This is a genomic window from Nonomuraea rhizosphaerae (assembly GCF_019396405.1).
Taxonomy (GTDB): Bacteria; Actinomycetota; Actinomycetes; order Streptosporangiales; family Streptosporangiaceae; genus Nonomuraea; species Nonomuraea rhizosphaerae.
The window spans coordinates 1-6,407 of sequence record NZ_JAHKRL010000318.1 but is presented as its reverse complement, the minus strand read 5'-3'; the positions used below and the strand labels follow the sequence as shown (position 1 = coordinate 6,407).

Here is a 6,407-nt window from a genome sequence, read left to right as displayed (position 1 = left end):
GGGGGGCACGGGCGCCTGCCCGGCGGCCCGCTCGCCCAGCCGCCGCAGCCGGTCCTCGGGCTCGACGGCGGCCACCTCGCGGACCTGGGCGGGGTAGTACGGGAAGTTCAGCCCGTTTCCGGCGCCCACCTCGACCACCCGGCCGGTCAGCCCGGCCAGGAGGCGGCGGCGCAGCCCGTCCATGCCGTTGCGTTCGGCCTCGACGCTGAGCCGCTCGTACATGCGGGCGAACCTCGGATGCTGGAACGGCGAAAGGTCCTGCATACGCCCAGGCTAAGTCCCGTTCGTCCGATGTGTGCGCCCGGCGTCAGGACCGTACACAGGTGTTCGACGTGACGCTTCACAGAAGTTGCTGAGATCGTTCAGAGGTTGGATCGTTGCCGGGTCGCGACCAAATTTCCGTCATGTCAGGGGTAACGTCGCCGGGTGCTGCACATGGAGGCGACCCTGAGCACTGAACCCCTGCCCCTGCCACAGCGTGACGACGCGGAGCGCTGTGACAGCGTCGATTCCGGGAGACGTTGCGTGTTGCCGATGGGTCATCCGACCACCCACGTGTTCCCACCGGCTGAAGTAGTGCCGGAGCCGTAGCCCCGTACCGCCGTTTCCGGTGGTGGTTCAGGGGCAGTTGGGCGGAATGCGGCGAGAGGACGATGAACTGGTCACCGTGACACCGTGCGAGGACGGCCCGCTGCTGATCAGAGGACCGTTCGAGCTGGTGACGCAGGACGGCGAGCCCATCCCGCCCGGCAGGGCCACGGTGGCGCTGTGCCGGTGCGGGCGTTCGTCGGTCAAGCCGTTCTGCGACGGGTCGCACAAGGCGACGGGTTTCCGCGCCACGAGCGCGCCGGATCCGGAGAGCTGACCTCGCGCACGCGGGCGCGGGCGGGCCCCGGGCAGACCGCCCGCCGCGGGCGGAGCTGCCGCACCGAGTGGGCCGCCCGCCGCAACCTGCTCCCCGCGTACGGCACGCCGCCCCCGAGCGCCGCCCCCAGGGCGAGCCAGCTGCACACCGCCCGCTCCAGCACCCACACGGGCGCCAGCCATGACGCCGAGGCCGGGAACACCCGTCCCCCGCCGCCGCGCCGCCGCCCCAGCTCGGCCATGGCCACGGTCAGCCCCACGCCGGCCAGCACCCATCCCGGACGCCGCCGCAGCAACGCCGCCCCGGCGGCCGGGAGCAGGGACAGGAACAGCGCCATCCGCGCGGGCTGGGCCAGGTCGTCGTAGGCCTGGCGGACCCGCTGCGACCAGAAGTGCCGGGTGTCGCACGGCAGCCGCCGCACGTACAGGCCGGGGACGCGCAGCTCCCGCCCGCCGTGCGCGCGTACGGTGCGGATCAGCTCCAGGTTCTCGAACAGCACGTCGCCGTCGTAGCCGCCCATCCGCTGGAAGAACGACCTGCGCACGCCGAACGTGCCCGGGTAGTCGGCGCCGAGGCTGCGGTTGAGCAGTGTGCGGCCGGTGTCCCAGCGGGCGTGCCAGGGCAGCGGGTCGAAGTGGTTCTGCGGCCGTACGAGGTCGGCCCCGGCGAGCAGGGCGTCGATCGCGGCCAGGGAGCGCTCGTCGTAGCGGATGTCGTCGTCGGCGATCACCACGTGGTCGGGGCCGGGCAGCCTCAGCCCGGTGGTCACCCCCGACACCTTGCCGTTGGCGAACGCGAGCCGCGCGTCGGGCCGCAGGTGCGTCACCAGGCCGTCCCACCGGCGCGCGTGCGCGTCGAACAGCGGCCCGGCGCTGCCGTCCACGACGATCACGCGGGCATGGCCCGACAGCCAGCGCAGGTACGCGGTCAGCTCCTCCAGCCCGGCGTCGCCGGCCCACCGCAGCGGCAGCACGTAGTCGAGCCCTGTCGTCACGGGGACGTCCACCGCCGCGGCGTCGAACCCCGTCCTCACGGAGCTCCCACCGCCGCGGCCTCGTCCAGGGCGGGCGCCCTGCCGGTCTCCAGCAGCGAGCTTTCGCCGCGTTCCCAGCTGTCCAGCACGTGCGCCGCCCAGAGGCGTTCCATCTCCAGCGCGCATCCCGCCCCGAACAGCACGTCCCCCGCCAGCTCCGGCTCCTGCGCCGCCAGCCCGGCGCACAGGTCGTGGGCCGCGATCTGCTCGTGCACGGCGTCGGCCTGTACGTGCTCCTCGTAGAAGCGGGCGGCGGCCGGGGACCCGCCGAGCCGCCGCAGCCCGTTGGCGTAGCGCCGGTTCGGCTGGGAGGAGGTCATCTCCAGCGCCGCCAGATGCCCGGCCAGCGCACCCCGCCACCGCCGGTGCAGCCCGAACAGGGACATCGTGTTCGAGACGGCCAGCGTCACGCCGGGGACCCGGTCGAGGTAGTGGCCGTAGGAGTCGTCCAGCCCCAGACTGCGCATGGTGGTGCGGAACAGCTCGGAATGCATGCGCTCGCGCCGCCCGCCGCCGTACTCGTCGGCCTGGATCTCCACCAGCGCGGCCTTGGGCCCGCCCCGCAGCCGTGGGATCGCCCAGCTATGCGGATCAGCCTCTTTAAGGTGATAAATCGACCGATGAATGACAAACTCGCGAAATTGCGTGAGAGAGGCGTCGCGCAGGATAAATCGCGAGACGGAGGGCCCGTCGTCCGCGACCACCAGGTCGGCCAGCGCGGCCCGCACCGACGGCGCCCCGGACGGGCCCGGCATCCTGGACGGCCACGGCACGAGCGCCGTCAGCCCGTCCTCGAAGAAGCGCCGCTCCAGGCGCCCCCGCAGCGCCAGCAGGTCCGGCTCCCACTCCCACCGCTCGTCCACCCCGGCGAAGCCCTGGTAGTGCAGCTCGTAACAGACGAACAGAGCGAGCTGCAGATCCTCGTCGGCCAGCGGGCACCCCGACCCCGGCCCGACGACCGGAACGGGAGCCCCGACCGGCCCCGAGAGCCACGGGAACAGCGCCGAGGTGATCGGACCGCGGGCAGGCGGCAGCCGTGTCACGGCGTCCACCGGCACCCGGCCGGGCCATCGCAGATCGCAGCCACCACGCACCCCCCGATAGGCGTTCACGCAGGTGGCTGCCCTGCCGCCACCCCGCTAAACGCTCATGGGCACCAGCGCCGGCTCCCGCACCGGCTCCGTTCCGGCCCGTACGGAGGACACCTGCACCAGCCCGTCCTCGACCCGGATCGAGTACACCGGCACCGTCACGCCCGGCTCGTCCAGGCACTCCCCGCTCACGAGCGAGAAGACCTGTTTGTGCAGCGGCGAGGCCACCGTCGGCTCCCCCGCCCGGGTTCCCACGATCCCCCGCGACAGCACATGGGCGCCGCTGAACGGATCGAGGTTCCCGATGGCGTGCAGCGCCCCGTCGTACGTGCGGAACACCGCCACCTGACGCCCGTCCACCAGAGCGCACACCCCGCGCTCCGGCAGCAACGCCTGATACCTGCACACAGACACCCAACTCATTGCAAAGCCACCTCCGGACGGTTCACTGGCTTGATCTGGTCGCGTTCGGTCTCGAAGACGATCGACGGGTCGGGCACGCCGGGCGCGTTGACGAAGCTGACGAACCGCCCGAGCTTCTCCGGGTCGGAGATGGTCGCCCGCCATTCGTCCTCGTACGTGGAGACGTGGTGCCGCATCTGCGCGTCGAGCTCGGCGCAGATCCCGAGCGAGTCGTCGATGATCACCTGCCGCAGGTAGCCGAGGCCGCCGTCGAGCGACTCCAGCCAGGCCGCCGTGCGCTGCAGCCGGTCGGCCGTGCGGATGTAGAACATGACGAACCGGTCAATCGTCCTGATCAGCTCGTCGGTGCTCAGGTCGTTGGCCAGCAGGTCCGCGTGGCGGGGCTTGAAGCCGCCGTTGCCGCCGACGTACAGGTTCCAGCCGTTCTCGGTGGCGATGATGCCGAAGTCCTTCGAGCGGGCCTCGGCGCACTCGCGGGCGCAGCCGGAGACGGCCGACTTGAGCTTGTGCGGCGCGCGCAGGCCCCGGTAGCGCAGCTCCAGGGCGATGGCCAGGCCGACGGAGTCCTGGACGCCGTACCGGCACCAGGTGGAACCGACGCACGACTTCACCGTGCGCAGCGCCTTGCCGTAGGCGTGCCCCGACTCGAACCCGGCCTCCACCAGCCGCCGCCAGATCTGCGGCAGCTGCTCGACCCGCGCCCCGAACAGGTCGATCCGCTGCCCGCCGGTGATCTTGGTGTAGAGGCCGAAGTCGCGGGCCACCTCGCCGATCACGATCAGCTTGTCGGGCGTGATCTCGCCGCCGGGGATGCGCGGGACGACCGAGTACGTGCCGTTCTTCTGGATGTTGGCCAGGAAGTGGTCGTTGGTGTCCTGGAGCGCGGCCCGCTCGCCCTCCAGCACGTGGCCGTTGTGCAGGGAGGCGAGGATCGAGGCCACGGCCGGCTTGCAGATGTCGCACCCGCGCCCCTGCCCGTGGGCGGTGATCAGCTCCGAGAACGTGGTGATGCCGCGTACCCGGACGATGTCGTACAGCTCCGCCCGCGAGTACGCGAAGTGCTCGCACAGCGCCTTGCTCAGCTCGACCCCGGACCTCTCCAGGAGCTGCTTGAGCATCGGCACGCAGCTCCCGCAGGTGCTGCCCGCCCGCGTGCACGCCTTGATGCCGGGAACGTCCGCGCAGCCCTTGTCCACGATCGCGACGCGGACCGCCCCGGCGCTGACGTTGTTGCACGAGCACACCTGCGCGTCGTCGGGCAGGTCCAGCTCCGCCCCCGACCCGGTGAACAGCAGGTCGGACGGCGCCGCCGGCAGCGGCTTGCCGACGAAGGGCCGCAGCGACGAGTACGGCGAGGCGTCGCCGACGCAGATGCCGCCGAGCAGCGTCCGGGCGTCGTCGCTGATGAACAGGCGCTTGTAGACGCCGCCCACCGGGTCCATGTACGTGACGTCGAGCGCCCCGTCCATCGCCCCGAACTGGGCCACCTCCACCCCCAGCAGCTTGAGCTTGGTGGACATGTCCGCGCCCTCGAACGAGGCGCCGCCGCCGGTGATGCGGTCGGCGGCCACCTCGGCCATCGTGAAACATGGGCCGACCAGCCCGTACACCATGCCCTTCTCCGGGCCGCCGACCAGCGCGCACTCGCCGATCGCGTAGATGGAGGGGTCGGAGGTGCGCATGCCCGCGTCCACCACGATGCCGCCGCGCCGGCCGACCTCCAGGCCGCCGTCGCGGGCCAGCTCGTCACGCGGCCTGATCCCGGCGGAGAAGACGACGATCTGCGCGTCGATCAGCGTCCCGTCGGGCTTGCGCAACCCGGTGACAACGCCCTGCTCCCCCACCACGATCTCCTGGACGCCCGCGCCCGCGTGCACGCTGAGCCCGAGCGCCTCGATGTGCCCCTTGAGCACCGCCCCGCCGCCCTCGTCCACCTGGCGCGGCATCAGCCAGGGGCTCATCTCCACGATGTGCGTCCTGAGCCCCAGCCCGCGCAGCGCGTCGGCCGCCTCCAGCCCGAGCAGCCCGCCGCCGACCACGACCCCCTCGGTGGCGTCCTTGGCGGCCAGCCGGATCGCGTCGAGGTCGTCGATCGTCCGGTACACGTGCGCGTGCTCCGCCCCCGGCACCGGCGGCACGAACGGCGACGACCCCGTGGCCAGCACGAGCACGTCGTACGGCTCGGCCGACCCGTCGGCCAGCGTGACCGTGCGCGCCTCCCGGTCGATCGCGGTGACCCGCCCGCCGAGCCTGGTCACCGTCCCCTCGGGCACCGGGTAGGTGAGGTCCTCGACGCTGGTCCCGCCCAGGTAGGAGGTGAGCGCCACCCGGTCGTACGCGGGCCGCGGCTCCTCCCCGATCACGGTCACCCGCCCGCCGGACCCGCGCTCGCGCAGCGTCTCGACGAACCGGTGAGCCGTCGGCCCGTACCCGACGACGACGATCCTGCTCATGCGGAGATCCCTTCCTGCTCGCACAGCCAGCCGACGATGCCCTCCACGGCGTCACGGCAGGTGCCGCACCCGGTCGTGGCCCTGGTGGCGGCGGCGACCGCGGTCACGTCCCGCGCGCCCGCCTCCCAGCAGGCCCGGATCTGGCCCTTGGTGACGTTGTTGCACTGGCAGACCTTCGCCGCGTCGGGCATCAGCACCGGGCTGTCGGCCACGGTGGCCGAGGCCAGCCCGGGGAACAGCAGCCCGGCGCGGTCCCCCGGCAGCGGCCCGCCCCGGTCGAAGAGCTGGGTGAGCGTGCCGACGGCGTCGGTGTCGCCCAGCAGGATCGCGCCGACCAGCCGGCCATCGCGGATGACGAGCTTGCGGTACGTCCCGCGGGCCCGATGGCTGAAGCGCACCACCTCGGCGTGCTCCTCGGTGAGCTGCGTCTCGCCCATGGCGGCCAGCTCGACGCTCCGGGCCTTGAGCCTGGTCACCAGCCGGGAGCCGCGGTACAGGGCCTTGCCGCCGGTGATGACCTCGGCGGCGACGGGCGCCCGCCC

General features: G+C 72.5%; 6 protein-coding genes and 1 pseudogene. 1 reads left to right on the top strand and 6 read right to left on the bottom strand.

The window, feature by feature from the left end; translation table 11 throughout:
• Positions 1 to 264 (bottom strand): annotated as a pseudogene (locus tag KME77_RS16105) (SAM-dependent methyltransferase); the annotation flags it as partial.
• A 373-nt stretch (positions 265 to 637) separates the two neighbouring features.
• Between KME77_RS16105 and KME77_RS16100 the strand changes: the two are divergent.
• Positions 638 to 865, top strand: coding sequence for a CDGSH iron-sulfur domain-containing protein (locus tag KME77_RS16100; RefSeq protein WP_219467829.1), 228 nt, complete (start codon positions 638 to 640; stop codon positions 863 to 865).
• Here KME77_RS16100 and KME77_RS16095 read toward each other — a convergent pair.
• From KME77_RS16095 to KME77_RS16075, 5 genes are all read right to left on the bottom strand, one after another.
• Positions 792 to 1,898, bottom strand: a complete 1,107-nt coding sequence (locus KME77_RS16095) for a glycosyltransferase family 2 protein (RefSeq protein WP_219467826.1) — start codon at positions 1,896 to 1,898, stop codon at positions 792 to 794. The two genes, KME77_RS16100 and KME77_RS16095, sit on opposite strands and share 74 nt — an antisense overlap.
• Positions 1,895 to 3,010 (bottom strand): iron-containing redox enzyme family protein, encoded by a 1,116-nt coding sequence (locus KME77_RS16090; protein WP_308250721.1) that lies wholly within the window; start codon positions 3,008 to 3,010, stop codon positions 1,895 to 1,897. The genes KME77_RS16095 and KME77_RS16090 overlap by 4 nt, the downstream gene beginning before the upstream one ends.
• A 27-nt stretch (positions 3,011 to 3,037) precedes the next feature.
• Positions 3,038 to 3,397 carry a nitrite reductase small subunit NirD gene (gene nirD, locus KME77_RS16085; RefSeq protein ID WP_308250720.1) on the bottom strand — a complete coding sequence of 120 codons (360 nt, stop codon included), beginning with the start codon at positions 3,395 to 3,397 and terminating at the stop codon, positions 3,038 to 3,040.
• Positions 3,398 to 3,408: 11 nt separating this feature from the next.
• Positions 3,409 to 5,865 (bottom strand): nitrite reductase large subunit NirB, encoded by a 2,457-nt coding sequence (nirB, locus tag KME77_RS16080; protein ID WP_219467819.1) that lies wholly within the window; start codon positions 5,863 to 5,865, stop codon positions 3,409 to 3,411.
• A partial coding sequence (locus tag KME77_RS16075) for a (2Fe-2S)-binding protein (RefSeq protein ID WP_219467816.1) occupies positions 5,862 to 6,407 on the bottom strand: 546 nt, incomplete at its 5' end. The genes KME77_RS16075 and nirB, both read right to left, overlap by 4 nt.